This is a genomic window from Bradyrhizobium ivorense, from assembly GCF_900696085.1.
Taxonomy (GTDB): domain Bacteria; phylum Pseudomonadota; class Alphaproteobacteria; order Rhizobiales; family Xanthobacteraceae; genus Bradyrhizobium; species Bradyrhizobium ivorense.
The window spans coordinates 35,981-62,598 of sequence record NZ_CAADFC020000003.1 but is presented as its reverse complement, the minus strand read 5'-3'; the positions used below and the strand labels follow the sequence as shown (position 1 = coordinate 62,598).

Sequence of the window (26,618 nt, the reverse complement as noted above, 5' to 3'; positions counted from 1 at the left end):
CACCGGCGAAACCCCGGTTCCGCCCCCCTTTTGCTGGGGCGGCGGACCATAAGCAGGGCTTGCTTCCGGCGTCAATGCCATCTGCCATATATCCTCAGGGGGTCACCGACGGGGGGTCGACCCAGCCGACATTGCCGTCCGTCCGGCGGTAAATGATGTTCACCCGACCGCTCCCGCCATGCTGGAACACCAGGCAGGACGCGCCGCTCAGATCCAGCTCCATGACCGCCTCGCTGACTGACAGCCGCTTCAGCGCGGTGGTTGCCTCGGCAATGATCACGGGTGCGTATTCGGTGACCTCGTCCTCGTTCTCGGGCGCCTCGATGACATAGCTCGGCGCGTCGAGCCCGCCGCCGTTGAGCTCGGCGAGTGCGGCGCTGGCGGCGTAGGCCTTGCGGGCCGAGCGGTCCTTCAGCCGGCTCTTGTAGCGGCGCAGCCGCTTTTCGATCATCAGCAGCGCGGCGTCCGCGCTGGCATAGGCGTCGGTGGCGTTGGAGTCGGCTTCCAGCGTGATGCCGGAATCCAGATGCAGCGCGCAATCGGTCCGAAAGCCGAAGCCGTCCTTGCTCAGCGTGATGTGACCGGAATAGTTGCCATCAAAATACTTTCGCAGGACCTCGTCGGTGCGCTCGCTGACGCGCGCCCGAAGCGCCTCGCCGATGCTGATGCTCTTTCCCGAGATTCGAAGGGTCATTTGATGCCTCGATTGCTGGATGCCGCGATCACTCTCTTGCTGGAGCATGATGGTTTCTGGCGTCTCGGTGACCTCCTCTTCTGGATCACGTCGCAACGGGGGAGATTGAGACTATTCCGATTTGCGGCGAACGCAACGATAGCCTGAACCGGACGGCCGTCCGGCGCCGGCATTCTCGAAAAGTAACCTAAACGGGGGCTGTATCGCGCGACCGGTCGGACGAGGAGGCAGGGGCCGAAAGGGCATTACCGAGCATGCTCTGTTTGTCACGGCGGCGCTGCACCGAGGAAGGTATTCGCATCGCCTCGCGGTACTTCGCGACGGTGCGGCGAGCGATGTCAATGCCGGAGGCGCGCAAACGTTCCACGATGGTGTCGTCGGACAGGATCGCCGACGGCGCTTCGCCGTCGATCAACTGCTTGATGTGATGACGCACCGCTTCCGCCGAATGCGCCTCGCCGCCGTCGGCGGACGCGATCGATGCGGTGAAAAAATACTTCAATTCAAAACTGCCGCGATTGGTCGCCATGTATTTGTTGGCGGTGACGCGCGACACCGTGGATTCATGCATCTGGATCGCGTCCGCCACTGCCTTCAGATTGAGCGGCCGTAGGTGCGCCACGCCATGCGTGAAGAAGCCGTCCTGCTGGCGGACGATCTCGGTTGCGACCTTCAGGATGGTGCGCGCGCGCTGGTCGAGTGCGCGCACCAGCCAGGTCGCGTTCTGCAGGCAGTCGCTGAAATACGACTTGTCGCCGTCCTTGCGGATCGTCTTCGACAGCTCAGCGTAATAGGTCTGGTTCACCAGGACGCGCGGCAGAGTGTCGCTGTTGAGCTCGACATGCCAGCCACCGTCCGGACCCGGCCGCACATAGACGTCGGGCACCATGGTCTGCGTCCGCGCGGTGCCGAACTTCAGGCCCGGCTTCGGATCGAGCCTGCGGATCTCCGCGATCATGTCGGTGATGTCTTCGTCGTCGACACCGCAGAGCTTGCGCAGTGAGGCGATGTCGCGCTTGGCAAGGAGATCGAGATGCTCGACGAGGGCCTGCATCGCCGGATCGTAGCGATCGAGCTCGCGCAGCTGGATCGCCAGGCACTCGCTCAGGTTACGCGCGCAGACGCCGGGCGGATCGAACTTCTGCAGCACCGCGACGACCTCGTCGACCGCCGCCTGCGAGGCGCCGAGCCGCTCGGCGGCCTGGCCGAGATCGGGCGGCAGATAGCCGGCGTCATCAACCAGGTCGATCAGATACTGCCCGATCATACGCTGCGCCGGCGCCGAGAACGCCACCGCGAGCTGCTCGGCGAGGTGGTCGGCCAAGGTGAGCTCGGCCGCGACGAAGGCTTCCAGATTGTATTCGTCGTCGCTGGAGGCGCCGCCGCCCCATTCGGTATAGACCGAGGGCGGCGCGTCCTGGGCGGCGCGCGCCGCCGCTTCCGCCGGCTCCTCGGTGAAGACGTTGTCGAGGCGGGTATCCAGCGTCTGCTCGATCTCGGCGCGGCTGCCGAGGTCGCGGTTCAGCCACTCCTCCTGGCTGGGCTCGAAGCCCTCGCCGCCGGAACCGGCTGAAAGGTCGGACGGGCCGTCACCGTCCCCGTAGCTGCCGGAATCGTCGGAATCGCCGTAGTCCGGCCGCTCCAGGGCCGGCTCGCCCGCCACCGGCGGCTCGGGCCCGTCGGCGCCCCGCTCCAGCAGCGGGTTGCGCTCGAGCTCCTCTTCGACAAAGGCCGACAAATCGAGGTTCGACAGCTGCAGCAGCTTGATCGCCTGCATGAGCTGCGGCGTCATGACCAGCGACTGCGACTGGCGGAACTCTAGTCTTTGCGTCAGTGCCATGGAGGCAAGATCGATCCCGGAAAGTTGGCTCGATTCTTGCTTATCTTAGTCCGAAGACGATGTACACGTCTTGACGAATGAGAAATTTGGGCTAGAGGCGGAATTCCTCGCCAAGGTAAAGCCGGCGTACATCCGGATCGCTAACGATCTCTTCCGGACTGCCCTCAGTCAAGATCTCTCCGGCATAGACGATGTAGGCGCGGTCGGTCAGGCCGAGCGTTTCGCGGACGTTGTGGTCGGTGATCAAGACGCCGATGCCGCGGTTGGTCAGGTGGCGCACCAGATCCTGGATGTCGCCGACTGCGATCGGGTCGATGCCGGCGAACGGCTCGTCGAGCAGCATGTAATTCGGGCGGGTTGCGAGCGCGCGGGCGATCTCGACGCGGCGGCGCTCGCCGCCGGACAGCGCGATCGACGGGCTCTTGCGCAGCCGTGTGATGTTGAACTCGTCGAGCAGCGAATCGAGCTCGTGCTCGCGCTTCTTCTTCGAGGGTTCGACCACCTCGAGCACCGCGCGAATATTCTGCTCGACGGACAGGCCGCGGAAGATCGAGGCTTCCTGCGGCAGATAGCCGATGCCGAGGCGGGCGCGCTGATACATCGGCAGCTTGGTGACGTCATGGCCGTCGAGCTCGATCGCGCCGCGGTCGGCCTTGATCAGGCCGGTGATCATGTAGAACACGGTGGTCTTGCCGGCGCCGTTCGGCCCGAGCAGGCCGACGGCTTCGCCCCGGCGCACATAGATGCTGACGCCGCGCACCACCTGGCGGCTGCCAAAACTCTTTTCCACGCTATGCACAGCCAGATAGCCCGGCCGCTTGATCAGCTGCGGGGCGGCCGCGGCCTTCTGGGCGGCTCTGGGACGCGCCGGCGCGGGCGCCGAGGCCGCCGGCGCAGACCGCTGCAGCTCGACGCCGGGGACCGGGGCGGCACGCGCCATCGGCGGCGCATCGCGCACCGGGCTCGTCAGCATATCGCCGAAGGAATCGCCGAGCGCGGTGATGTCGTCGTGCGAGCGCGCAAAGCCGGGACTGCGTTTCGCAGGGCGCCGCCGGAACATGCCGAGTAAATCCACCATCCCCGCTTCGCTTCAGCCTCTTACGGTGATCCCGCGACACAAGCATGAAGCGCGTTTGCGCAAGAGATCATGCTCGAACAATGACGCAAAGCGCGGCGACGCGCCTTGAAATGAGTGGATGCCCCTGGCCCGGCCAACATCACAATCCCCTCGGGTCCGCCCGGGCCGCTGCAGTAGATACAGTCTCACCCCGCGCGCTTCAACCTCGGGCTCGCGGGTTATTGTCTAACATATTGATTTATTGAGCGTTACTTTGCCTTTCCGGAGGCCGCCAACGGCGCCGAGGGGGCCGCGCCGGCCGGCGTGCCGCAATCCTGTCCCCCACCGCCCGTGGTCGCCGTCACCTTGCCGGTGCCGGTCTCGGAGTCCACGCGGGAGACGCCGGTGGTCATGTCGACCCGCAGACGGTCGCCGCGCAGCACATTGCTGCACTGGGTCAGCACCACCTGGACGCCGCCGCCGCCGAGCACGGTGATCAGATTGGCCTTGGCGTCGAAGATCGCGGTCTCGCCGGTGACGGTCTGATCCTTCTGGGTGACGACGACACTGCCCTTCGCCTCCAGCCGCTTGATCGACGAACTGCCGCCGGGGCCGGGCGGAGGAGCGGGCGTGGCCGATTGGGTCGGCGCTGCCTTTGCGCTCTTGTCTCCCTTGGCACCCTTGGTGTCGGCGGGTGTGGACGGCTGCGCGGCCTTGTCCTCGTAGAACACCACCAGGACCTTCGAGGTCATGGTGGTGTCGCCTTGCACCACCTTCACATTGCCGGAGAAGGTGGCCTCCTTCTTCTTGTCGCGCATTTCGAGAATGGCGGCCTCGATCCGGACCGGCTGGTCGCGATTTTGCACAAAGCCTTGCATGGCGTTGGGCGTTGAGCCCGCGCCCTGGCCAAAGGCCTCATCGAGGACGATCGGCGCGACAACGATGGCCGCCATCGCGAAGACCCGCGACAGGAGCGCCGTCATTGTCGGTCCTCTGGCCATGTTACGCCGCCTCTACTTCGGCTTGCCCGGAACCGGAACGAGCGATGGAAGCGCCGGGCTTGCGCCCGGGGCCGCGGGCGTTCCGCAACCGCCGCCTTGATCCTTGTCGGTGTGGATGAACAGGCCCTGCACCTTGCCGTTATCGGCCTCGACGCGTGAGACGCCGGTCGTCATGTCGACCAGCAGACGGTCGCCGCGCAGCACGTTCTGGCATTGGGTCAGCACCACCTGGACGCCAGCGCCGCCGAGCATGGTGATCAGGTTGTTCTTGGTGTCGAAGATCGCGGTCTCGCCGGTGACGACCTGATCCTTCTGGGTGACGACGACGTTGCCCTTCGCCTCGAGCCGCTTGATCGAGGAGGCGCCGCCGGGGCCGGGCTTCGCCGACGGCATGGGAGCAGCGCCCTTCGCTCCCTTCGCCGGCTTGGCCGGCGCCTGGGATTTGCTGTCCTCGTAGAACACGTCGAGCGTCTTCGAGGTCATCGTGGTGTCGCCCTGCACGACCTTCACATTGCCGGCGAAGGTCGCCTCCTTCTTCTGGTCACGCATCTCGAGCGTCGCGGCCTCGATCTGGATCGGCTGGTCGCGGTTTTGGGTGAAGCCCTGCATGGCGTTGGGGACGCCGCTCATCTTGCCCTGCGCGGAGGCAGAGCCGGCGGCGAACAGCGCGAACAGGAAGGCGGCAGTGGCTGTGCCGCGCGGAAAAAAATGCATGATCGAAATCATTTCGGGTTGGCGGATTTGCGCGCCTTTTGCTGCGGCGGCGCTGGCTGCGGTGGCGGTGCGGGCTCGGCCGGCGGACTGTCGCCGAGCTTGTCCAGATTCATCACCACATTGCCCTCGAACCGCACCAGCTCGCCGCTGTTGAAGATCCTGAGCTTGTCCGCGGTCAGCGTGCCGTCGAGCAGCTTGACGTCGACATGCTCGTCCGACGAGACGTTGCCCTTGTTGATGTCGACGAAGGCCTGGGTCATCTTCGCCTCATAGCCGGTCGACGATTGCAGGAAGATGTCCTGACGCAGGTCGAGCAGCTGCTTCTTGTTGTCGAAGAAGCCGGTGCGCGCATCCATGACGACAGTGGTCTGATCCTCCATCGCCACCTTGGCGCGGATCGTCTTCAGCTCGACATGGTCAGGGTCGGTGACGTCCTGGATCGCGGCCTTGGCCCACATCTCGTAGGGCCGGCCGTCGTTGGAGAAGCCGGAGAGATGCGGCGATTCCATCGTGATCTTGGTGCCGGACACCACGAGGTTGTCCATCTCGAGCGGCAGCTTGGGGATCACGTCGTGAAACGGGTTGTAGACCGAGATGAAGATGATCGTCCCCATCGCCAGCCCCACCGCCGCAGGCACCGCGACGCGCAGGATCCGCACCATGCGGCTATGCCGCGCGGCGGCGGCAAAGCGCGCCTCGAGGCCCGCGACATAGGCTGGATTCTGAACCGAACTCACCGCAGCTCCGATTTCACCGCAGCTCTAAGGGCGCGAAATTGCTGCCCATTGTACCTTTAGCGATCCGAATATGCAGCTGGACCTCGCGTCGCGCCCCCAAGACGGGCTTCAAAACCGACCTCGCGTCAACAGTTTGTCCGAAACGGGGCGGAACCGGCCGCCGGTGACGGAAATCGCCATCCATCATGAATGGGCGAAAATGTCCTCTTCCTCCCAGCCGTCGAGATCGAGCCGGGCGCGGGTGGGTAGGAATTCGAAACAGGCTTTTGCCAGGTCGGTCCGCCCCTCGCGCGCCAGCATGACGTCGAGCCTGTCGCGCAGCGCATGCAGATGCAGCACGTCGGAGGCGGCATAGGCGAGCTGGGCGTCGTTGAGACCGGGCGCGCCCCAGTCGCTCGACTGCTGCTGCTTCGACAGCTCGATGTTCAGGACCTCACGTACCAGGTCCTTGAGGCCGTGGCGGTCGGTATAGGTGCGGGACAGCCGCGAGGCGATCTTGGTGCAATAGACCGGCTGCGGCATCACGCCGAAGGTGTTGTAGAGCACCGCGACATCGAACCGCGCGAAATGGAAGATCTTGGTGATCGCGGGGTTGGCGAGCAGCGCCTTCAGATTCGGCGAATCGGTGTGGCCCTTCGGAATCTGGATCACATCGGCGGTGCCGTCGCCGCTCGACATCTGCACCACACAGAGCCGGTCGCGATGCGGATTGAGCCCCATGGTCTCGGTGTCGATCGCGACCGATTCGGTATAGCGGGACAGATCGGGCAGATCGCCATGGTGCAAGCGGATAGTCATGTAACAGGTGCCTCGGGTCTTGGTCGATTGTTGGGTCGATTCGAGGGGGACACTAGCCCCCAAATGTCAGGGAAGCGAGCGGATAGGCAGCCTTCGGGCGCCTGAACCGCGGCTTTCGCCGCGGTTTTGCTCATATCCCGAAACGGCGGTCCAGGGCGAGCAGGAACATCAGCACAACCCGGTGCCGATCGGCCACAGCCCGTATTTTTGCGCCCCGACAGCGGTGCAATCGCCTCCCGTCCACCCTATCTGAGCCCGGCACCCCGCATACCACGAAATGAGTCGCATGACGGACCAGACCATCGCCGCGCCGATCGAGGAGCCGCAGGAACGCGGCTTCTCGCGCTATCAATCATTCCTCATTGCGCTGCTGGCACTGACGCAGTTCACGCTGATCCTCGACTTCATCATCATGTCGCCGCTCGGCGCCATCCTGATGCCGGCGCTCAACATCACGGCCGGGCAGTTCGGCGTCGCGGTGTCCGCCTACGCCTTCGCCGCCGGCATCTCGGGCATCCTTGCCGCCGGCTTTGCCGATCGCTTCGACCGCAAGCGGCTGCTGCTGTTTTTCTATGTCGGCTTCACCTTCGGCACCGCGCTGTGCGCGCTGGCGCAGGATTTCCATGTGCTGCTGGCGGGGCGGATCGTCACCGGACTGTTCGCCGGCGTAATCGGCTCGGTGGTGCTCGCCATCGTCGCCGACCTGTTCCCGCTGCATCTGCGCGGCCGCGTGATGGGCTTTGTGCAGACCGCGTTCGCCGCGAGCCAGGTGCTCGGCGTTCCGGCCGGGCTGTTTCTGGCCAACCACTGGAACTGGCACATCTGCTTCGTCGCCATCGTCGCGCTCTCGCTCGCCGTGATCGCCGCAATCGCGCTGGTGATGCAGCCGGTCGACGCGCATCTCAAGCTGCAGCACGACAGCAATCCGTTCCGCCACCTGATCGCGACCGTCGGCGAGCCGCGCTACACGCTGGCCTTCATGGTGACGACGCTGCTCGCCACCGGCGGCTTCATGCTGATGCCGTTCGGCAGCGCCTTCACCGTGCACAATCTCGGCATCGACATCGTGCATCTGCCGACGATCTATCTGGTCTCCGGCCTGTTCAGCATCGTGATCGGGCCGCTGGTCGGGCGAGCCAGCGACGCCTTCGGCAAATATCCGACCTTCGTGTTCGGCAGCGTGGTGTCGATCATCATGGTGCTGATCTACACCAATCTCGGCCACGTCTCGCTGCTGACCGCGATCGTGGTCAATGTGCTGATGTTCGTCGGCATCTTCTCGCGCATGATCCCGTCGCAGGCGCTGATGACCGCGATCCCCGACGCCAGCCAGCGCGGCGCGTTCAACGCGGTCTCCGCCTCGGTGCAGCAGCTCTCCGGCGGCCTCGGCTCGGTGGTCGCCGCCGCGCTCGTCGCCGAAGCCGCCGACGGCTCGCTCGTGCATTTCGACCGCATCGGCTACGTCGTCGTGACGACGTCGATCATCTCGATGACCGCGATGTACTTTGTGCAGAAGCAGGTGGCGAAGCGGAGTGGTCGGCGGATGGTGTGAGGGCGGAAAATGCCATCGGAAGCGTTCGGATCGGTCAACCGTTCAGCAGCGCGGCCATCCGATCCCGACCGATGATGTTGGGGTCCGGCGGCAATCTCTGGCCGTCGAGTTCGGCCAGCCTTGCGGCGACGCGCGGCCTGGCAAGGACCTCCTGTGGAAGTGCAAGGCACATTGCGATCTCGATCGCGCCACGCAGCACGTCAGCGTCTTGCGCAGCAGCCGCGAAAAACCTGGCCATCACCGGATTCGGTGCCGGCATCGGCAGCCCCTGCTCCAGAGCGTTCATCTCGGCCACCCGCGCGCGGTCGGCGGCGATCTGGTTTCGATAGAATGGAGCAACCTGGCGTTCGGTTTCCGCATCGTATTCCTGCGCGAAGGCGAGCGGATCGTTGATGTGCCGGCGCGCAACGTCACGGAGCACCTGGGCGTGCAGCAGGCCGACGCTCAAGCCGCGTCCCGCGGACGGATTGGTGCATGCCCACGCATCACCCACCACAGCAAAACCCGTGATGACAGGCTGGCCGTCGACCATGAGCCGCCGATAACGGTCGAGAACGCCCGCCAGCAGGAGGACGGGCGTGATCGGCTCTCCATCGAGCCAGTGGGCCTGGCGTGAGCATGCCGAGACGACGCGATGGAATGTGGCCGGATCGCGCAAGGCCCGCATCGCCTTGTTTTTCGACGAGGTGTACAGCGTGACCGACCATGTGTCGTTGTCCCCATCCAGCGTCAGGATCGAGAACAGGCCCATCGGCGTGAGCGCGCGTCCTATCCTGCGGGGCCGCTGCCGCCCCGAAAAATAGCGCGTGAAGTAGACGAAGTTGCTGTCCTCCGCCTCCTCGATCGGGCCGCGGCCTCCCGCATTGACGATCCATTCGCAGGCCTGGCTTCGCCGCCCCATAGCGTCGATGACCAGATCGCCACGAATCTCCTCGCCGGACGTCGTGCGTACGCCTGAAACGTGCGGCACCCCGGAGACGGCCGACGCGCCCGTGATCAATTCACGAACCTTGGTCCCCCGACGGATGGTCACATTGGGCGCGGCTTGCGCCATCGTCGCGACGGCCCATTCAATGATCGGCCTGCGACCGGTGACGAAACGTATCGCCTCGTCGGTCGGGCGTGGTGCCCGGTCTGTGATGGTGGGAGGCAGGCTGTCGAGAAAGTTTACCCAGACACAGCCGGCCCCGAGCAGGACATCGGTCAATCCCGGCAGCTCCTGATCGCTGATCATCCGGAATCGCGAACTGAGATTGTGGGGTTGCCTGAATTGGGCAACTCCTGGGCGCTCCCAAGAGTCCCATCCCTCGACCGAGGCGGCAGGTCGATCTGCGTGGTCGGCCTCCAGGACCGTGACGTCGTGGCCGTCGCGACCAAGCATGGCCGCCGCACACAACCCGATCACGCCGCCACCGCAAATCAGGACCCTGCTCATCGCTTCCTCCTGGTTGTTCAAGCTTGGCGAACGCGGAAGGGTGAAATCGTCGTGGCTGGCTCCGCCTTCGTTCCGGCTGCGCATTACCCTCTGGGCGGACCGGAATGGCTCAAGACATAGGTCGGTGCGGGGAACCGGAGGTTCACAGCTCACAGGCGTCACTGGTGACGGCAGGTGGTGATCGGCCGAAGCGTGCCGCGTCCCTGCCAAGCTCGGTGGCTCGCCCAACCCGCGGCGGGTTACGGCTTCGCCTCACCCGCCCTACGGATGGTCAGCGATTTCAATCGCTTGAAATAAGGAGTGGTGCCCAGGAAAGGACTCGAACCTTCACGGCCGTGAAGCCACTGGCACCTGAAGCCAGCGCGTCTACCAATTCCGCCACCTGGGCACGTGGGGCGCTCTGTAAGGATCGGTGACGCGCTTGTCAAATTCGCGATTGGAAAATCAAATACCCTGTACAGGATAAAGCCGATGGCGTATCGGCAGGTGCCTAACTCCCGTTAATAACTCTCGAATCCGGCAGGAATTACCCTATGGCATCGAACCTGGACACCACAGTCACGGTCTTCGGCGGATCGGGTTTTCTGGGGCGGAATGTGGTCCGGGCGCTGTGCAAGCGGGATTACCGCATCCGCGTCGCGGTGCGGCGGCCGGAACTGGCCGGCCATCTGCAGCCGCTCGGCCGGGTCGGGCAGATCCATGCCGTCCAGGCCAATGTACGCTACCCGGCCTCGGTCGAGGCGGCGATGCGTGATTCGCAGGTCGCCATCAATCTGGTGGGCATTCTGGCCGAAGGCCGCGGGCAGACTTTTGAGGCGGTGCAGGTGAAGGGCGCCGAGGCGGTCGCCAAGGCGGCGGCGGCCGCGGGCGCCCAAATGGTGCATGTTTCGGCGATCGGCGCCGACAAGGATTCGACCTCCGGCTACTACCGCGCCAAGGCCGGCGGCGAGGCGGCCGTGCATGCGGCCCTGCCCTCGGCCACCATCATCCGGCCGTCGCTGCTGTTCGGGCCCGAGGACCAGTTCACCAACCGCTTTGCGGCGCTGGCGCGATTCTCGCCGGTGCTGCCGCTGGTCGGCGGCGGGGTCAACAGGCTGCAGCCCACCTATGTCGCCGACGTCGCGCGGGTGGTGGCCGATGCCGTGGACGGCAAGACCAAGGCGGGCGCCACCTATGAACTCGGCGGACCGGAAGTGCTGACCATGCGCGAGGTGATGGAGATCATCCAGCAGATCACCCAGCGCGACCGCATGCTGGTGCCGCTGCCGTTCGGCCTCGCCAAGTTCCAGTCGTACTTCCTGCAATTCGCGCCCGGCGCGTTCAAGCTGACTCCGGACCAGGTCGAGATGCTGCGCGCCGACAATGTGGTGTCGGAGGCCGCGACCGCGGCCGGCCTCACCTATGCCGGGCTCGGCATCACGCCCGATTCGATGGAAGCCGTGGCCCCGCAATATCTCTGGCGCTACCGCGCCTCGGGCCAGTTCCAGAAGAAGAGCGCGTAGCGTGCTCGCCACAACGGGACTCTGCTCCCTCGCCCCGCCCTTGCGGGGAGAGGCGTAGGCGGCCTACGGCCGCCGTCCTCCCTTCTTCATAAGAACGCCGATGCGAAGCATCGGCTATGGGTGGGGGGCCGACTCCGCAGATTGGATGCACGAGAGTTCGCGGTGAGTCCCCCTCACCCGAAACTCAAGCCGCGCTTGAGTTTCGACCTCTCCCCGCAGGCGGGGCGAGGTGAAGCGGCGTCCGTGGCGCTTACCGTCCCATCGCCAGCGCGATCAGGCCGAGCGTGCCGACGATCACGCGCCACCAGGCGAAGAACGTAAAGCCGCGGCGGGTGACGAAGTTGAGGAATGCCCGCACCACGATCATCGCGGTGATGAACGAAACCACGAATCCGACCGCGATGACGCTGAGATTGTCGGTCGTGAAGTCGCCGCGGTTCTTGTAGAAATCATAGGCGAACGCGCCGACCATGGTCGGGATCGCGAGGAAGAACGAGAACTCCGCCGCCGAGCGCTTGTCGGCGCCGAGCAGCATCGCCGCCACGATGCTGGCGCCGGAGCGCGACACGCCGGGGATCATCGCCAGACACTGCGCGACGCCGATCCAGAAATACATCAAGAGCGGAAACCGCGTCGCGTCGTCCTCATAGACCTTCAGGTCGAGCTGATCGACCCACAGCAGGATGGCGCCGCCGACGATCAGCGTGAAGCACACCACCCACGGATTGAACAAGAATTCCTTGATGTATTTGCCGGCGATCAGGCCGATCACGACCGCCGGCAGGAACGCCACCAGCACGCCGATCACGAAGCGGCGGTCGTCCGGGTTGGTGAACATGCCGAGCGCCACGCGCCACAATTTGACGAAATAGAGCGCAAGGATCGCGAGGATCGCGCCGAGCTGAATCAGGATCGCAAAGCTTTTCCAGAAATCGCCTTCGCCGAGATTGAAGAAGCGTTCCGCAAGCAGCAGGTGGCCCGTCGAAGAAACCGGCAGGAACTCGGTGACGCCCTCGACAATGCCGAGGATCACCGCTCGCAGCATATCCGTCATCATGATCTGGCCTGCCCCTTGTGGAAAACCGCGGTCGTTCTGGACTATCCAGCCATTTGCTGCAATCGCAAAAAAACGGCAAACAAGTGGTTGCCTGATCGATTTGCTGGGCTATAGCGTTTTTGTGACCCGCATCCTGCATGCGGGAGGCTACCGGTTCGCGCGATGACGCGACATAGAGATGATCGGGCACGCCGGCCAAGTGACAAGTTAGTTCACTGGCCGAGTCACAGGTTCAAGCTGCACACAGGTTGATGGTTTCTTAAGCGCGCGAAACTACCAAGGGCTTCATGTATACGCTGTATCACCATCCGTTCTGTCCGCATTCGCGATTCATCCGCCTCGTGCTCGGCGAGTACGGCCTCGATCTTCGCCTTGTGGAGGAGCGGGTCTGGGAGCGGCGCGAGGCGTTTTTGGCGCTCAATCCGGCGGCCACCACGCCGGTGCTGATCGCGGAGGGCTTTCCGCCGATTCCGCAGGCCGCGATCATCGCGGAATATGTTGACGAGGCGCACGGGCTCGATGCCGGCGAACGTCGGCTGCTGCCGACCTCGATGGCCGAGCGCGTCGAAGTGCGCCGGCTGATGGCCTGGTTCAACGAAAAGTTCTTCGAGGAAGCCTCCAACCCGCTGGTGACCGAGCGAATCTACAAGCGCTTCATGAGCGAGGACAATGGCGGCGGGCCGCCGGCGCCCGACGTCATGCGCGCGGCCAAGGTCAATGTGCGCTATCATCTGACCTATATCGGCTGGCTGGCGAAGACGCGGAACTATCTGGCCGGCGACCGCCTGACCTACGCGGATCTCGCCGCCGCAGCGCATCTTTCGGCGATCGACTATTTGGGCGACGTGCCATGGAGCGAGGACGACGCGGCAAAGTCGTGGTACGCGCGGGTGAAATCCCGCCCGTCGTTCCGCCCGCTGCTCAGCGAATGGCTGGCGGGGGTGCCGGCGTCGCGCACCTATGTGGACCTCGACTTCTGAACCAGGCGGTCAGGCTCTCTCCCTCAGATCTCAAGGCCGCGCTGGTCCGCGAGGCGCGCGCCCTCGGCTTCGATGCGATCGGCGTCACCGATCCGGATGCGATCGCAGAGGCCGGCAAGCATTTTCTCGAATTCCTCGGCAGCGGCGGTCATGGCGACATGGACTGGCTCGCGAACAGCCCCGAGCGCCGCACCGATCCGCGCGCACTGTGGGGCGGCGTGCGCTCGATCGTCATGCTCGGCGTCAATTACGGACCTGATGATGATCCGCTGAATATTCTCGCGCACCGCGACCGCGGAGCGATCTCGGTCTATGCGCAGGGCGATGACTATCACGACGTCATCAAGAAGCGGCTGAAGATTCTGGCGCGCTGGCTCGCCGCCATCAGCGGCGACGACGTCAAGGTGTTCGTCGACACCGCCGCCGTGATGGAGAAGCCGCTGGCGCAGAGCGCGGGCGTCGGCTGGCAGGGCAAGCACACGAACCTTGTCTCGCGCGAATTCGGCTCGTGGCTGTTTCTCGGCGCGATCTATTCCGCGACCGAACTGCCGCGCGATGAAGGCGAGGCCGACTATTGCGGCAGCTGCCGCGCCTGCCAGGACATCTGCCCGACCGCGGCGTTTCCCGCCCCCTACCGGCTCGATGCGCGGCGCTGCATCTCATATCTGACGATCGAGAACAAGGGCCCGATCCCGCACGAATTCCGTAAAAGCATCGGCAACCGCATCTATGGCTGCGACGATTGCCTCGCCGTCTGCCCGTGGAACAAGTTCGCGCAAGAGGGACGCGAGCAGAAGCTCGCGGCGCGCGAGGCGTTGCGTGCGCCCGCGCTGGCCGATCTCGCGCGGCTCGATGATGCCGCCTTCCGCGCGCTGTTCACGAAGTCCCCGGTCAAGCGCATCGGCCGCGACCGCTTCATCCGCAACGTGCTGATCGCGATCGGCAACTCCGGCGATGCCGATCTCGCCGGTGAAGCGCGGCGATTGCTCGATGACGCAAGTCCGTTGGTGCGCGGCGCCGCGGTGTGGGCATTGTCGCAACTGATGCCGCGCGACGAGTTTGCCGCGCTGGCGGCGCGGGCCGGCGGCGAGCCCGACGTGACGGTGCAGCAGGAGTGGCGCGCGGCCGCCTCTTGATTTCAGCGCGCCGTTCCCCTCATGGTCACCGACCATGAAAAACCAGCCCTTCTTCTTAAGGCACGGCAATGGCTTCATGCCGACACCGGTTGCCAACGGACCGTGGAGTCCGGAATCCCTGCACGGCCGCGTCGTGATCGGCCTGCTCGCCTTCGTCATCGAGGAGCGCCACGGCTCCGACGATTTCGTGCCCGCGCGGCTGACGGTCGACATGTTCCGGCTGCCCAACATCACGACGCCGATCGAGGTGACGACGAAGCTGGTGCGCGACGGCATGCGCATCAAGCTGATCGAGGCCGAATTCTTTTCCGGCGGCACCAGCATGGCGCGCGCCTCCTGCCAGTTGTTGCGCCGGACGAAAAATGCACCGGGCAATGTCTGGTCGCCGCCCAACTGGAAGGTACCGCCACCATCGGACATTCCGAAGCCGGCCGATCCCCGGCTCGGCATGAACGGCAAATGGGAGACGCGGCCGATCATCGGCCACATGGGCTCGCTCGGCGCGCGCCGGCTCTGGATGAGCGAGGTGCGCGAGTTGGTCGAGGGCGTTCCGATGACGCCGTTCGTCCATGTCGCGACGGGTGCGGATTTCGCCAGCCCGTTTGCAAATGCCGGCGACCAGGGGCTCGGCTACATCAACAGCGACGTCACGATCTATCTGCACCGCCTGCCGGTGACGCGGTGGATCGGCTTCGAGGTGGTGAACCACCACGCGAGCGATGGCGTCGCGATCGGCGAGTGCTGGCTCTACGACGAGCAGGGCCGGATCGGCACCTCGACGGTCGCCGCGCTGGCGCAGCGCCGGCCGATGACCAATCCGCCGCCGCCGTAAGTTCTCCCGCCGTCATTGCGAGCGAAGCGAAGCAATCCATGCTTCCGCGTATGCGGACCGATGGATTGCTTCGTCGCTCGGCTCCTCGCAATGACGGTGAATTACTAGGCCAGATGCCGCTTCATCTCCGGCCGCGCCCGCAGCTCGGCGCCCTGCTTGCCGACGATCTTGGCAATCCGCTCCGGCGCAAAATTCAGGTCGACGAACGCCGGCGCGGTGTTGGCGACCTCATGATATTCCGCGATCCTGCCGTCCCGCAGCCGCAGGATCGCGACGCCCTCGAACATCGCACGGGCGCCCTTCGCCTCCGGCAGGGTCGAGCGATAGCTGAAGGTGTAGCGAGCGTAGAGCGTCGTGCCGTCGGTGACGGGATCGTGCATGTCCCAGCGGAAATCGGTCGCGGTCCGGTAGAACCAGTCGTCGATCATCTCGGCGATTCGTTCGTGGCCCTTGAACGCGCCGTAAAACACGTCGTGATAGACGCCGTCCTCGCTGAACAGTTTTGCAAACGCCTTGCCGTCGCGCTGCTCGACCGCGTCGCAGAACGCGCGCAGCATCTTGGTGGTTTCCATTGACGCTTCTCCCTCGCTTGCGGCCATCCTTCGAGACGCGCTACGCGCTCCTCAGGATGACGTCTTTATCCGTAGCCGTCACCCTGAGGAGGCCGCGAAGCGGCCGTCTCGAAGGGCCCGGCGTGGCTAGATCTCCGCCACCGCGGCGATGATCCGCGCGATGTCCTGCGGGCGCGACAGGCGGTGGTCGCCGTCCTGGATCATGGTCAGCACCACGTCCTCGGCCGGCAGCCGGTGCACCAGCGCGAACGCGTGCTTCCACGGCACGTCCGGATCCTGCGCGCCCTGCAGGATGCGCACCGGGCAGCCGACATCGATCTTGCTGCCGAGCAGCAGATGATTGCGGCCTTCCTCGATCAAGGCGCGGGTGATCGGGTAGGGCGAGCCGTCGCCGTAGTCCGACGGCCGCAGCCAGAGGCCCTTGGTCTCGATCTCGGCGCGGATCTCGGGCGAAAAGCCCTTCCACATCAGTTCCTCGGTGAAATCAGGTGCCGGCGCGATCAGCACCAGGCCGGCGAGCGAGGCCTGCCCCTCTCCGCGCCGCGCGATCTCGCGTGCCAAGAGCAGCGCCATCCAGCCGCCCATCGAGGAACCGATCAGCACCTGCGGCCCGCGGCAGAATTGCGTAAACACCGCGACACTCTCCTCGAGCCAGCGGCCGATCGTGCCGTCGGCAAAATCCCCGGAGGATTCGCCATGGCCGGAATAGTCGAACCGGACCGAGCTGCGGCCGTGCTCGGCGGCCCAGGCATCGAGCGCGAGCGCCTTGGTGCCCTGCATGTCGGACTTGAACCCGCCGAGCCAGACCAGCCCGGGGCTCCCCGGGCCGCGGGCGGCGCGGGCGCGCACCGCGATCCGCCGCTTGTGATCGCCCTCGCCGACCTCAATGAAAGCGGGTTCCTGGTTGGCTGCGGCAGTTTGGGTTGTCGGCTCAGTCATTTGGGTCGGTCACTCGGGTGTCAGGGATTTGGTTTTCAATCGTCCGCTGGCACCGGTCAACGGCTGCGTCCGACGCCTTGCGGAGTGCGCGCACCCGCTATATGTGCCGTGCGTGGCCAAAATGCCTCGCATTTGACGGTTTTGCCGCGTAATCAGCGAGTTCGCTTGCCCGTTGCAACGTCTTGCTACAAAATATCCGCCTTCCCTTTCACAACTTTGGAGAGTTACCCATTCGCCGTCCCAATAGAGCCCCGCCCGCAGTCGCCAAAGATGGGCCGCGCACCAATGATGACATCCGCAACGCGCAGATCCAGCTGATCGATCAGGATGGTGTCAACAAAGGCACCGTCGAGACAATGGTGGCCATCAAGATGGCCATGGAAGCTGGCATGGATCTCGTCGAGATTTCGCCGAACACCAGTCCGCCGGTCTGCAAGATCATGGACTACGGCAAGTACAAATATTCCGCGCAGAAGAAGGCCGCCGAAGCCCGCAAGAAGCAGAAGGTCGTCGAGATCAAGGAGATCAAGCTCCGCCCGATGATCGACGATCACGACTATGACGTGAAGATGCGCGCTATGCAGCGCTTCTTCGAGGAAGGCGACAAGGTCAAGATCACCTTGCGCTACCGCGGTCGTGAGATGGCGCACCAGGAGATCGGCACCAAGCTTCTCGACAAGGTGAAGGCCGATGTCGCCGAGTTCGCCAAGGTCGAGCAGGACGCAAGGTTCGAAGGCCGCCAGGTCGTGATGGTGCTGGCGCCGCGCTAGGTTCGCGTTAGTCGGATTGCCGAGAATGGAGCGGCCCGCCAATCGGCGGGCTGTTTCGTTTCTGAGACGGGAGCAGTAGCCCGGATGAAGCGCAGCGCAATCCGGGACGGTGCCCCCGCGGATGGACTGCCCCGGATTACGCTTTCGCTCCATCCGGGCTACGGTTCCGTAGATCAACTACGCAAACGTTGCCAAACTGCCGATCCTCTGTCATAAGCCGGGCCTTCGCCGCCCGGCTGATCAAGGGCTGCCGTGGCGACGTTCAGTGCAGGTACTTCCAATTCGGGAAAAACTTTAGCACTATCAACGCTCTAACGAGCATTTTAGCCGGCCGAACGCCTCTTGGGGCGATTTTCGTGCTGTGCGACAGGAGAGCCAAATGCCCAAGTTGAAGACCAAATCGGGCGCTAAAAAGCGCTTCAAGGTGACGGCCACCGGCAAAGTCATGCACGCCCAGCGCGGCAAGCGCCACGGCATGATCAAGCGGACCAAGAAGCAGATCCGTCAGCTCCGCGGCACCCGCGTGCTGTTCAAGACCGACGGCGACAACGTCAAGAAGTACTTCTTGCCGAACGCCTGATCGCAGCTGCTTGAAACCGGCCCGCGTCCGCGCGAGGCCCCCGTCATCACTTCATAGATCTCAAGGATTTCCGTCATGTCTCGCGTCAAACGCGGTGTGACCGCTCACGCCAAGCACAAGAAAGTCTACAAGGCCGCCAAGGGCTATTACGGCCGCCGCAAGAACACGATCCGCGTCGCCAAGCAGGCGGTCGAAAAGGCCGGCCAGTACGCCTTCCGCGACCGCAAGCGCAAGAAGCGCACCTTCCGCGCGCTCTGGATCCAGCGCATCAACGCCGCCGTCCGTCCGTTCGGCATGACCTACAGCGTGTTTATCAACGGCCTGTCCAAGTCGGGCATCGTCGTCGACCGCAAGGTGCTGTCGGATCTCGCCATCGCCGAGCCGGCTGCGTTCCAGGCGATCGCCGAGAAGGCCAAGGCCGCGCTGGCTGCCTGATCTCTCGCGCCCCTTTAGCGGGCCTTTAGGCCCGCTTTCAGCGCCTTCTGCGAATAGCGCTGTGACACCTCGGCCCGGCAGAATGCCGTGAACGAGCGGTACATGGTGCCGCTCTCGTTGCGGTATTTGCGATCACAGCGGCCGAGTTCGCCCGCATAGGTCTTCTTCTGCGCGCCCTTCAGGCCGGACAGGAAGTCCGCCTCGCACTTCTTCTCGACGGCCTCGCCGAGCTGGACGTCGCCGCTCGCGCCGAATGCGCAGTCCGTGAATAGTTTCAGCGCCGCCGCGCATCCCTTGGTGGCGTTGATGGCCTCGACGATGGCATCCAGCGTCATCGACGTGTTCATGCAGACCGCCGCATGTGCCGGAGACGCGGCGAGCGACAGGACGACGGCAAGGCCAGCCAGCCAGGACCGCAAGTGCATCGCAAATCTCCTCTTCCCCCTTTGGTCCCATCGCGCCGCGAGGGGGTTCAACCGGCCCGCTCGCCGGCCCGAAATGACCGGCTTTTTGCTTGACGTTACCGCCTTCGGGCGGCGACAACCCAGCCCGAATTTGGCAGCACGATCCGGACAAATGGCTCCCGGTTTTCCGATCGGATCGTGCGCCGCTCAAAGCAGGAATTGACCCGTGTCGGACCTCGCAACGCTCGAAAAATCCATCCTCGACCAGATCGCCGCCGCCTCCGACGAGGCCGCCCTCGAGGCGGTGCGCGTCGCCTCCCTCGGCAAGAAGGGCTCGATCTCCGCGCTCCTTGCGACGCTGGGCAAAATGTCGCCGGACGAGCGCAAGACCGAAGGCGCCAAGATCAACCTCGCCAAGGATGCGGTGACGCAGGCGCTCGCGACGCGGCGCGACGTGCTCAAAGCAGCCGCGCTGGATGCCCGCCTCGCCGCCGAGACCATCGACGTTACGCTGCCGCTGCGCGACACGCCGGCGGATGCCGGCCGCATCCATCCGCTGAGCCAGGTCTGGGACGAGCTCACCACCATCTTCGCCGACATGGGCTTTGCGGTCGCCGAGGGTCCGGACATCGAGACCGACGACTACAACTTCACAAAACTGAACTTCCCGATCGGCCATCCCGCGCGCGAGATGCACGACACCTTTTTCTTCAATCCGAAGGAGGACGGCTCGCGCATGCTGTTGCGCACCCACACCTCGCCGGTGCAGGTGCGCACCATGCTCACGCAGAAGCCGCCGATCCGCGTAATCTGCCCGGGCCGCACCTACCGCATCGATTCGGACGCGACCCACACGCCGCAATTCCATCAGGTCGAGGGTCTCGTGATCGACAAGGGCTCGCATCTCGGCCACCTCAAATGGATCCTGCACGAGTTCTGCAAGGCGTTCTTCGAGGTCGACCACATCAACATGCGGTTCCGGCCGTCGTTCTTCCCGTTCACCGAGCCGTCGCTCGAGGTCGACATCCAGTGCCGCCGCGACAAGGGCGAGATCCGCTTCGGCGAGGGCGAGGACTGGATGGAGATCCTCGGCTGCGGCATGGTGCACCCGAACGTGCTGCGCGCCTGCAACCTCGATCCCGACGTCTACCAGGGCTTTGCCTGGGGCATGGGCATCGACCGCATCGCGATGCTGAAATACGGCATCGCCGATCTCAGGCAGATGTTCGAAAACGACGTCCGCTGGCTCAACCACTACGGCTTCAAGCCGCTGGAGATCCCGACGATCGCCGGGGGATTGAGCACGTGATGCCGGCGCGTGGACGCGACATTGCGAAGACTCTCTCCGTCCCCTCCGTCGGCGCAAGTCATCTAGTCACCACCAACAAGAACCGAGGCATGCGGCCGTGAAGTTCACCCTCTCCTGGCTGAAGGAACATCTCGAGACCGATGAGCCGCTCGACAAGCTCGCCGAGAAGCTCACCATGATCGGGCTCGAGGTCGAGAACATCGAGGACAAGGCGAAGGCGCTGGCGCCGTTCACCATTGCGCGGGTGATTTCGGCCGAGCAGCATCCGAATGCCGATCGGCTGCGCGTCTGCATGGTCGACACCGGCGACGGCGGGGCGCCGGTGCAGGTGGTGTGCGGTGCGCCGAATGCGCGCGCCGGGCTGATCAGCGTGTTCTCGCCGCCCGGCACCTACATCCCGGGCAAGAACATCACGCTCGGCGTTGGCACTATCAGAGGCGTCGAGAGCCGCGGCATGCTGTGCTCGGCGGCCGAGCTGCAGCTCTCGGAAGATCACGACGGCATCATGGAGCTGCCGGCGGATGCGCCGGTCGGCAGGGGCTTTGTCGAATGGGCGAGGCTCGGCGACCCCGTCATCGAGATCAATCTGACGCCGAACCGGCAGGACTGCACCGGCGTGCACGGCATCGCGCGCGATCTCTCCGCCGCCGACATGGGCAAGTTCAAGGATCCCGGAATCAGGCCGATCAAGGGCGAATTTCCCTGCCCGGTGCAGGTGACGGTGGAAGACCCGACGCTCTGCCCCGGCTTCGCGCTGCGCCTGGTGCGCGGGGTGAAGAACGGCCCGTCGCCGGAATGGCTGCAGCAGCGGTTGACCGCGATCGGGTTGCGGCCGATCAACGCGCTGGTCGACATCACCAACTTCATGACCTACGACCGCGCCCGCCCATTGCACGTGTTCGACGCCAAGAAGGTGCAGGGCAACCTCACGGTCCGCCGCGCCAGGGATGGCGAGACGCTGCTCGCGCTCGACGGCCGCACCTACACGCTCGACAGCAACATCTGCGTCATCGCCGACGAGCACGGCGTCGAATCGCTCGCCGGCATTATGGGCGGCGAGGCCTCGGGCTGCGACGAGAACACCACCGATGTGCTGATCGAATCGGCGCTGTGGAACGAGATCAATATCGCCCAGACCGGCCGCAAGCTCGGCATCAACTCCGATGCCCGCTACCGCTTCGAGCGCGGCGTCGATCCCGCCTTCATGGTGCCCGGGCTCGAGCTCGCCACCAGGATGGTGCTCGATCTGTGCGGCGGCACGCCGTCCGAGAACGTCGTGGTGGGAAAACAGTTCGGCGAGGACCGCGTGATCGACTTCCCGCTCAGCGAGGTGAAGCGGCTCGCCGGCATCGAGGTGCCGCTGGTCGAGGTCAAGCTGATCCTGACCCGGCTCGGCTTCATGCTGGCGGGCGCCGGCCCGGTGGTGAAGATCGCGATCCCGTCCTGGCGCACCGACGTGCAGGGCAAGGCCGACATCGTCGAGGAGATCGTGCGCATTGTCGGCGTCGACAAGGTGCCGATGACGCCGTTCGATCGCGGCGAGGAGCCGCGCAAGCCAGTGCTGACGCCGATCCAGCAGCGCACCCGCCGCGCCAAGCGCGCGCTCGGTGCGCGCGGCCTGGTCGAGGCGGTGACCTGGTCGTTCATCACCAATGACGCGGCAAAACTGTTCGGCGGCGGCCAGGCGGAGCTGGTGCTGGCGAACCCGATCGCGGCCGACCTGTCCGACATGCGCCCGAGCCTGGTGCCCGGCCTCGTCGCGGCGGCGCAAGCCAACGTCAACCGCGGCTATCCTGACCTCGCGCTATTCGAGGTCGGTCAGGTGTTCCGCGGTGACCGGCCGGAGGACCAGCTCGTGGCCGCCTCCGGCGTGCGCCACGGCGATGCCTCGTCGAAGGGACTTGGACGGCACTGGACCGGCTCTGCGGCCGCGGATGCGATGGACGCCAAGGCCGACGCCTTCGCCGTGCTGGCGGCCGCCGGCGCGCCGATGCAGGCGTTGCAGATCGTGCCGGGCGGGCCGGCCTGGCTGCACCCGGGCCGCTCCGGCACCATCCAGATCGGTCCGCAGAACGTGCTCGGCTATTTCGGCGAGCTGCATCCACGCGCCGCCGAGGCGCTCGGCGTCGACGGCCCGATGATCGTGTTCGAGGTGATCCTGGAGCGGATTCCGGAGGCCAAGCAGAGGGCGACCCGCGCAAAACCGCTGATCGACCTCTCGACGTTCCAGCCCGTGTCGCGCGACTTCGCCTTCATCGTCGACCGCACCGTCAAGGCCGGCGACATCGTCCGCACCGTGCAGAACCTCGACAAGAAGCTGATCACGGGCGTGACCGTGTTCGACGTCTACGAAGGCAAGGGCATCGATCCCGACAAGAAGTCGATCGCGATCGCGGTGACGATGCAGCCGCGCGACAAGACCATGACCGACCAGGAAATCGACGCCGTCGCGGCTAGGATCGTCGCCGAAGTGACGAAGAAGACCGGCGGCACGCTGCGGGGGTGATGGGGCTACGGCAGGGCGACGACACCTATCACCTAATCTATCACCGTCACCCTGAGGTGGCCGCTTCTTCAGCGGCCCTCGAAGGGTCGACGGCCCGGCTGGGGCCGATTCATCCTTCGAGGCTCGCCCAGCGGCGCAACAGCGCCGCCGGGCGCGCGCCTCAGGATGACGGGTCTGATAAGGTTGCGGTCGTATTTGAAGCGCGTACGAGCGCGTAGTCCGCAGACCGAGCCTCACGTTTTCACTCCGCATGACCTCCCTCAACCTCATCCCCTCCGACCTCTCGACCCAGATCGCGCTTGCGATCTGCACCATCGCCTTTGTCTCCGGCACCGCGCGCGGCTTTTCCGGCTTCGGCTCGGCGCTGATCTTCATGCCGCTGGCGAGCAGCGTCGCAGGGCCGCGGCTGGTGGCGGCACTGCTGCTCCTCATCGACTTCGTCGCGGCAACGCCGCTGCTGCCGAATGCGTGGAAGCATGCCGACCGCAAGGCGACCGCGGTCATGGTGGCCGGTGCGCTGGTCGGCGTTCCCATCGGGACCTATTTCCTCACCGTGCTCGAGCCCGTCACCACGCGCTGGATCATCTCCGCCTTCGTCGCGGCGCTGCTGGTGCTGCTGCTGTCGGGGTGGCGCTATCACGGCAAGGAGCACCCGGCGCTCTCGGTCGGCGTCGGCGGCTTGTCCGGCTTCTGCAGCGGCCTGGCGCAAACCGGCGGCCCGCCGATCGTCGCTTACTGGCTCGGCCGCCCGATCTCCTCCGTGGTCTCGCGCGCCAATATCGTGCTGTTCTTCGGCGCCTCGGACTTCTTCTCGCTGATCAGCTACTGGTTCACCGGACTGATCACGCTCGAGTCGGTGAAATTCTCACTGATCGTTGGTCCGGTCTACGGCATCGGGGTCTGGTTCGGCGCCGCGCTGTTCGGCAAAGCGAGCGAAAGGGTGTTTCGCGCGATCTGCTATGCGCTGATCGCCGCTGCCGTCATCGTCGGATTGCCGGCGCTTGATGGCATCCTGCGCGGCGGTTAGGGTCGCTCTCAACCGAGAACAAGCCCAGGGAGCCACCGATGATCGATCGCCGCAACGCATTGAAACTGGCGCTCGGCAGCGCCGCCATGCTCGCGGCGCCGGCGGTGCGCGCGCAAGACGCCAAGCCGCGCACGCGCATCGTGTTTCTCGGCACCAAGGGCGGGCCGCGGGTCGGCACCGGCGCCTCCAATCCGGCCAATCTCGTCGTCGTTGGCGATACCCCATTCGTGATCGACTGTGGCATGGGCGTCAGCCGTCAGCTGGTGCGCGCCGGCGTGCCGATCCCGTCGGTGAAATACATCTTCATCGGCCATCACCATTCCGATCACAACCTCGAATACGGCAATCTGTTCTACAACGCCTGGGCCGCCGGCCTGAAAACGCCGATCCATTCGTTCGGCCCCAAGGGCATCGAGGCGATGACCAGGGCGTATTGGGAGCTCAACAAGGTCGACGTCGAGACCCGGATCGAGGACGAGGGCCGCCCCGACCCGCGCACGCTCTTGATCGCGAAGGACATCGCCGATGACGGCGTGGTGCTGAAGACATCCGATGTCACCGTCACCGCCTTCCGCACGCCGCATCCGCCGATCGTCGACAACTTCGCCTACAAGTTCGAGACGCCCGACGGCGTCATCGTGTTCTCCAGCGACACTGCCTACAACCCGAAGCTCGCCGAGTTTGCAAAAGGCGCCGACGTGCTGGTGCACGAATGCCTCTACGTCCCCGCGGTCGATCGCCTGGTGGCGACCACCAAGAACGGCGCGACGCTGAAGAAGCATCTGCTCGATAGCCACACCTCGACCGAAGACGTCGGCCGCATCGCCGCCGCCGCCAACGTCAAGATGCTGGTGATGAGCCATTTCGTGCCCGGCGACGATCCGCAGGTCACCGACGACGACTGGACGCGGGACGTGAAGAAGAATTTCACCGGCCGGATCGTCGTGGCAAAGGATCTGATGGAGCTCAGGCTGCCGGTGTGAGGCGGCGGCCGGCTGTATCCCATCCACAACTGTCATCGCCCGGCTCGACCGGGCGATCCAGTACGCCGCGGCCTATCGGCCTAACAATGACTGCCTCTGGAATACTGGATCACCCGCATGCGCGGGTGATGACACCGGTTATTTGGCGAGCGATGCGAAACCTAACTCACCGTCGTCCCTGCATGCGCGCGACAGGCGCACCCGACCACGACCTCAGTTCATCGGCCCGGCAGGGTGGCGCGGCGTGCGCCGGCGCGGCTTCGCAGCCGGCGCGGGCTCCGGGGTCGTGTCCCTGATCGCACCAATCCGGCGCAGCGCAGCGTCGGCGGCGCGTTCGCCGCTTTCCCAGGCGCCGTCGACGGTGCCCCACAGTGTCTCATGCGTGGCCTCGCCCGCGAGATAGACGCAGCCGATCGGCTCGCTCAGGATCTTGCGCGATTGTTGCGCCCCGGGGACGGCGGCCGACATCGCGCCGAGGATGAAGGGCGAAGCGTTCCAGCGCGTGACGCTGGTCTTCTTCACCGCCGCGCCGGCCTCGCTGCCGTAGAGCTTGGTCAGCCATTCCACCGCAAACGCCGTCATCGCCTTCTCGCCCTGCGCGGAGAGATCGCGCCCGAACGAGCCGCCGATATCGATCGTGCACAGCGAGGTGCCGCCGATATTGCCGTAGAGCAGCGCCGTCTTCGTCGAATTGCTCTGCTCCACGATGACGTCGTCGCGCGACAGGCCGAGTGGGTTGCCGGGGAGTTGCAGCGCGATGCGGTCATAGCTGCCGAGGCTCAGCTTGGCGGCGGCATCGAGCGCACGCTTCGGCAGCTCGGGCGCGAACTTGATGTTGCCGCTGGCGAGCACGTTGCTCGATACGGTGATGATGGCGGCGCGCGCGGTGATCTTGCCCGAGGGCGTCTCGACCATCACGTCGCGGTTGCTCCACGAAATGCGCTGCGCCGCCGTCGACAGCGAAACCGGCAGCTGCTCGCCGAGCTTTGCGACCAGCGCGCCGAGCCCCTGGCGGCACCCGATCGCCGTGTTGCGATCCTGCGCGCGCACCTTGTCGACGGCGGAGACATCTTTCAGATCCTTGCCGCTGAAGCCGGCGCCGAGCAGGAATTCCGCGGTGCCGGTCCAGTCGCCGAGGTCCTTCGGCAGCGCCGCGGCGCAAGCGATATCGGCCTTGCGCGAAGCGTCGTCGATGGCGCGGTTGGTGCGCACCAGCGCCGCCAGAAACTCCTCGGTCTCGCCCGGACGGGCGTAGCGCCGGCCGATGCGGATCTTCTGGCCCGCCGGCGCGGTAACGATCTCAAGGCCGGCCGCGCGGGCGAGGCGGATCATCGGATTGGTCTCGGGATTGTGCATCCAGCGCGCGCCGCGATCGAACGGCACGCCGAAGCTCGACGCATCGGTCTGGCAGCGTCCGCCGATCTGCCCGGATGCCTCCACCACGATCACCTTGCGATTGGCCGCAGCGATCCGCCGCGCCGCGGCAACGCCGGCGGCACCGGCGCCGATCACGACGATGTCGGCCTCGCGCGGCACTGGCGCAGCAACGACCCGGCCGCCCAGCGCAGGTACCAGCGCGAGCCCTGCGGATGCCGACAGGAAATCGCGGCGGGTCATGTGCATGGTGTTTTTTCTGGCATGGTTTCCGGGGACTTCCAGCGAATGAGAACGCTTCGCGAACTGTGCCGCATCTCACCGACCGCAGCAACCATCAGGGTAAATCAATCATGATTGATCGGCACCATGCATGAACTAAAT

General features: G+C 65.2%; 25 protein-coding genes and 1 tRNA gene. 12 read left to right on the top strand and 14 right to left on the bottom strand.

Features of this window, described 5'->3' with window-relative positions:
- Window positions 1-94: 94 nt before the first annotated feature.
- The 7 genes from hpf to CI41S_RS00500 form a co-directional block, all read right to left on the bottom strand.
- Window positions 95-694, bottom strand: a complete 600-nt coding sequence (gene hpf, locus CI41S_RS00530; RefSeq protein WP_139479411.1) for a ribosome hibernation-promoting factor, HPF/YfiA family — start codon at window positions 692-694, stop codon at window positions 95-97.
- 187 nt (window positions 695-881) lie between these two features.
- A complete protein-coding gene (gene rpoN / locus CI41S_RS00525; protein WP_139479412.1) occupies window positions 882-2,534 on the bottom strand; it encodes an RNA polymerase factor sigma-54 in 1,653 nt (550 codons plus the stop codon).
- 91 nt (window positions 2,535-2,625) lie between these two features.
- Window positions 2,626-3,612: an LPS export ABC transporter ATP-binding protein gene (gene lptB / locus CI41S_RS00520; RefSeq protein ID WP_139856965.1), complete on the bottom strand. Its 987-nt coding sequence runs from the start codon at window positions 3,610-3,612 to the stop codon at window positions 2,626-2,628.
- Between the two features lie 248 nt (window positions 3,613-3,860).
- Window positions 3,861-4,574 carry an LptA/OstA family protein gene (locus CI41S_RS00515; RefSeq protein ID WP_244622033.1) on the bottom strand — a complete coding sequence of 238 codons (714 nt, stop codon included), beginning with the start codon at window positions 4,572-4,574 and terminating at the stop codon, window positions 3,861-3,863.
- A 30-nt stretch (window positions 4,575-4,604) separates the two neighbouring features.
- A complete protein-coding gene (locus CI41S_RS00510) occupies window positions 4,605-5,306 on the bottom strand; it encodes an LptA/OstA family protein (protein ID WP_244622034.1) in 702 nt (233 codons plus the stop codon).
- Between the two features lie 8 nt (window positions 5,307-5,314).
- The gene (gene lptC, locus CI41S_RS00505; RefSeq protein WP_139479416.1) at window positions 5,315-6,043 is read right to left on the bottom strand and encodes an LPS export ABC transporter periplasmic protein LptC; all 729 of its coding nucleotides are present in this window, start codon (window positions 6,041-6,043) and stop codon (window positions 5,315-5,317) included.
- Window positions 6,044-6,226: 183 nt separating this feature from the next.
- The gene (locus tag CI41S_RS00500; RefSeq protein ID WP_139856964.1) at window positions 6,227-6,841 is read right to left on the bottom strand and encodes a ribonuclease D; all 615 of its coding nucleotides are present in this window, start codon (window positions 6,839-6,841) and stop codon (window positions 6,227-6,229) included.
- Window positions 6,842-7,127: 286 nt separating this feature from the next.
- Here CI41S_RS00500 and CI41S_RS00495 point away from each other — a divergent pair, with 286 nt between their 5' ends.
- Complete coding sequence (locus CI41S_RS00495) at window positions 7,128-8,393, top strand: MFS transporter (RefSeq protein ID WP_139856963.1); 1,266 nt, start codon at window positions 7,128-7,130, stop codon at window positions 8,391-8,393.
- 34 nt (window positions 8,394-8,427) lie between these two features.
- Here the strand turns inward: CI41S_RS00495 and CI41S_RS00490 are convergent, their stop codons facing one another.
- The gene (locus CI41S_RS00490; protein ID WP_172627861.1) at window positions 8,428-9,828 is read right to left on the bottom strand and encodes an FAD-dependent oxidoreductase; all 1,401 of its coding nucleotides are present in this window, start codon (window positions 9,826-9,828) and stop codon (window positions 8,428-8,430) included.
- A gap of 301 nt (window positions 9,829-10,129) precedes the next feature.
- Window positions 10,130-10,216: transfer RNA gene (locus tag CI41S_RS00485), tRNA-Leu, on the bottom strand.
- A 145-nt stretch (window positions 10,217-10,361) separates the two neighbouring features.
- On the opposite strand from CI41S_RS00485, the gene CI41S_RS00480 reads away from it, so the two are divergent.
- Window positions 10,362-11,330 carry a complex I NDUFA9 subunit family protein gene (locus CI41S_RS00480; RefSeq protein WP_139856961.1) on the top strand — a complete coding sequence of 323 codons (969 nt, stop codon included), beginning with the start codon at window positions 10,362-10,364 and terminating at the stop codon, window positions 11,328-11,330.
- A 250-nt stretch (window positions 11,331-11,580) separates the two neighbouring features.
- Here the strand turns inward: CI41S_RS00480 and CI41S_RS00475 are convergent, their stop codons facing one another.
- Window positions 11,581-12,387, bottom strand: coding sequence for an undecaprenyl-diphosphate phosphatase (locus tag CI41S_RS00475; RefSeq protein WP_139856960.1), 807 nt, complete (start codon window positions 12,385-12,387; stop codon window positions 11,581-11,583).
- Between the two features lie 287 nt (window positions 12,388-12,674).
- On the opposite strand from CI41S_RS00475, the gene CI41S_RS00470 reads away from it, so the two are divergent.
- From CI41S_RS00470 to CI41S_RS00460, 3 genes are read left to right on the top strand one after another with little or no spacing between them, the layout of a single operon-like run.
- Window positions 12,675-13,367 carry a glutathione S-transferase family protein gene (locus tag CI41S_RS00470; RefSeq protein ID WP_139856959.1) on the top strand — a complete coding sequence of 231 codons (693 nt, stop codon included), beginning with the start codon at window positions 12,675-12,677 and terminating at the stop codon, window positions 13,365-13,367.
- The gene (gene queG, locus CI41S_RS00465) at window positions 13,316-14,503 is read left to right on the top strand and encodes a tRNA epoxyqueuosine(34) reductase QueG (RefSeq protein WP_139856958.1); all 1,188 of its coding nucleotides are present in this window, start codon (window positions 13,316-13,318) and stop codon (window positions 14,501-14,503) included. Before CI41S_RS00470 ends, queG begins: the two co-directional genes overlap by 52 nt.
- 34 nt (window positions 14,504-14,537) lie before the next feature.
- The gene (locus CI41S_RS00460) at window positions 14,538-15,335 is read left to right on the top strand and encodes an acyl-CoA thioesterase domain-containing protein (RefSeq protein ID WP_139856957.1); all 798 of its coding nucleotides are present in this window, start codon (window positions 14,538-14,540) and stop codon (window positions 15,333-15,335) included.
- 104 nt (window positions 15,336-15,439) lie between these two features.
- Here the strand turns inward: CI41S_RS00460 and CI41S_RS00455 are convergent, their stop codons facing one another.
- Window positions 15,440-15,907, bottom strand: a complete 468-nt coding sequence (locus tag CI41S_RS00455; protein WP_139856956.1) for a nuclear transport factor 2 family protein — start codon at window positions 15,905-15,907, stop codon at window positions 15,440-15,442.
- 126 nt (window positions 15,908-16,033) lie between these two features.
- Complete coding sequence (locus CI41S_RS00450) at window positions 16,034-16,846, bottom strand: alpha/beta hydrolase (protein ID WP_139856955.1); 813 nt, start codon at window positions 16,844-16,846, stop codon at window positions 16,034-16,036.
- 230 nt (window positions 16,847-17,076) lie between these two features.
- Between CI41S_RS00450 and infC the strand changes: the two genes are divergently transcribed.
- From infC to rplT, 3 genes are all read left to right on the top strand, one after another.
- Window positions 17,077-17,616: a translation initiation factor IF-3 gene (gene infC, locus CI41S_RS00445; RefSeq protein ID WP_139479437.1), complete on the top strand. Its 540-nt coding sequence runs from the start codon at window positions 17,077-17,079 to the stop codon at window positions 17,614-17,616.
- 379 nt (window positions 17,617-17,995) lie between these two features.
- Window positions 17,996-18,196: a 50S ribosomal protein L35 gene (rpmI, locus tag CI41S_RS00440; protein WP_008539890.1), complete on the top strand. Its 201-nt coding sequence runs from the start codon at window positions 17,996-17,998 to the stop codon at window positions 18,194-18,196.
- 75 nt (window positions 18,197-18,271) lie between these two features.
- Window positions 18,272-18,631 carry a 50S ribosomal protein L20 gene (rplT, locus tag CI41S_RS00435; protein WP_139856954.1) on the top strand — a complete coding sequence of 120 codons (360 nt, stop codon included), beginning with the start codon at window positions 18,272-18,274 and terminating at the stop codon, window positions 18,629-18,631.
- Between the two features lie 14 nt (window positions 18,632-18,645).
- Here rplT and CI41S_RS00430 read toward each other — a convergent pair whose 3' ends face one another.
- On the bottom strand, window positions 18,646-19,056 hold the full coding sequence (locus CI41S_RS00430; protein WP_139856953.1) for a hypothetical protein: 411 nt from the start codon (window positions 19,054-19,056) through the stop codon (window positions 18,646-18,648).
- A 205-nt stretch (window positions 19,057-19,261) separates the two neighbouring features.
- On the opposite strand from CI41S_RS00430, the gene pheS reads away from it, so the two are divergent.
- From pheS to CI41S_RS00410, 4 genes are all read left to right on the top strand, one after another.
- Window positions 19,262-20,344: a phenylalanine--tRNA ligase subunit alpha gene (gene pheS, locus CI41S_RS00425; RefSeq protein ID WP_139856952.1), complete on the top strand. Its 1,083-nt coding sequence runs from the start codon at window positions 19,262-19,264 to the stop codon at window positions 20,342-20,344.
- Between the two features lie 97 nt (window positions 20,345-20,441).
- On the top strand, window positions 20,442-22,850 hold the full coding sequence (pheT, locus tag CI41S_RS00420; protein ID WP_139856951.1) for a phenylalanine--tRNA ligase subunit beta: 2,409 nt from the start codon (window positions 20,442-20,444) through the stop codon (window positions 22,848-22,850).
- Window positions 22,851-23,100: 250 nt separating this feature from the next.
- Window positions 23,101-23,877, top strand: coding sequence for a sulfite exporter TauE/SafE family protein (locus tag CI41S_RS00415; RefSeq protein WP_139856950.1), 777 nt, complete (start codon window positions 23,101-23,103; stop codon window positions 23,875-23,877).
- Between the two features lie 38 nt (window positions 23,878-23,915).
- A complete protein-coding gene (locus CI41S_RS00410; protein WP_139856949.1) occupies window positions 23,916-24,860 on the top strand; it encodes an MBL fold metallo-hydrolase in 945 nt (314 codons plus the stop codon).
- 213 nt (window positions 24,861-25,073) lie between these two features.
- Here CI41S_RS00410 and CI41S_RS00405 read toward each other — a convergent pair whose 3' ends face one another.
- The gene (locus tag CI41S_RS00405; RefSeq protein WP_139856948.1) at window positions 25,074-26,483 is read right to left on the bottom strand and encodes a flavin monoamine oxidase family protein; all 1,410 of its coding nucleotides are present in this window, start codon (window positions 26,481-26,483) and stop codon (window positions 25,074-25,076) included.
- Window positions 26,484-26,618: the final 135 nt, after the last annotated feature.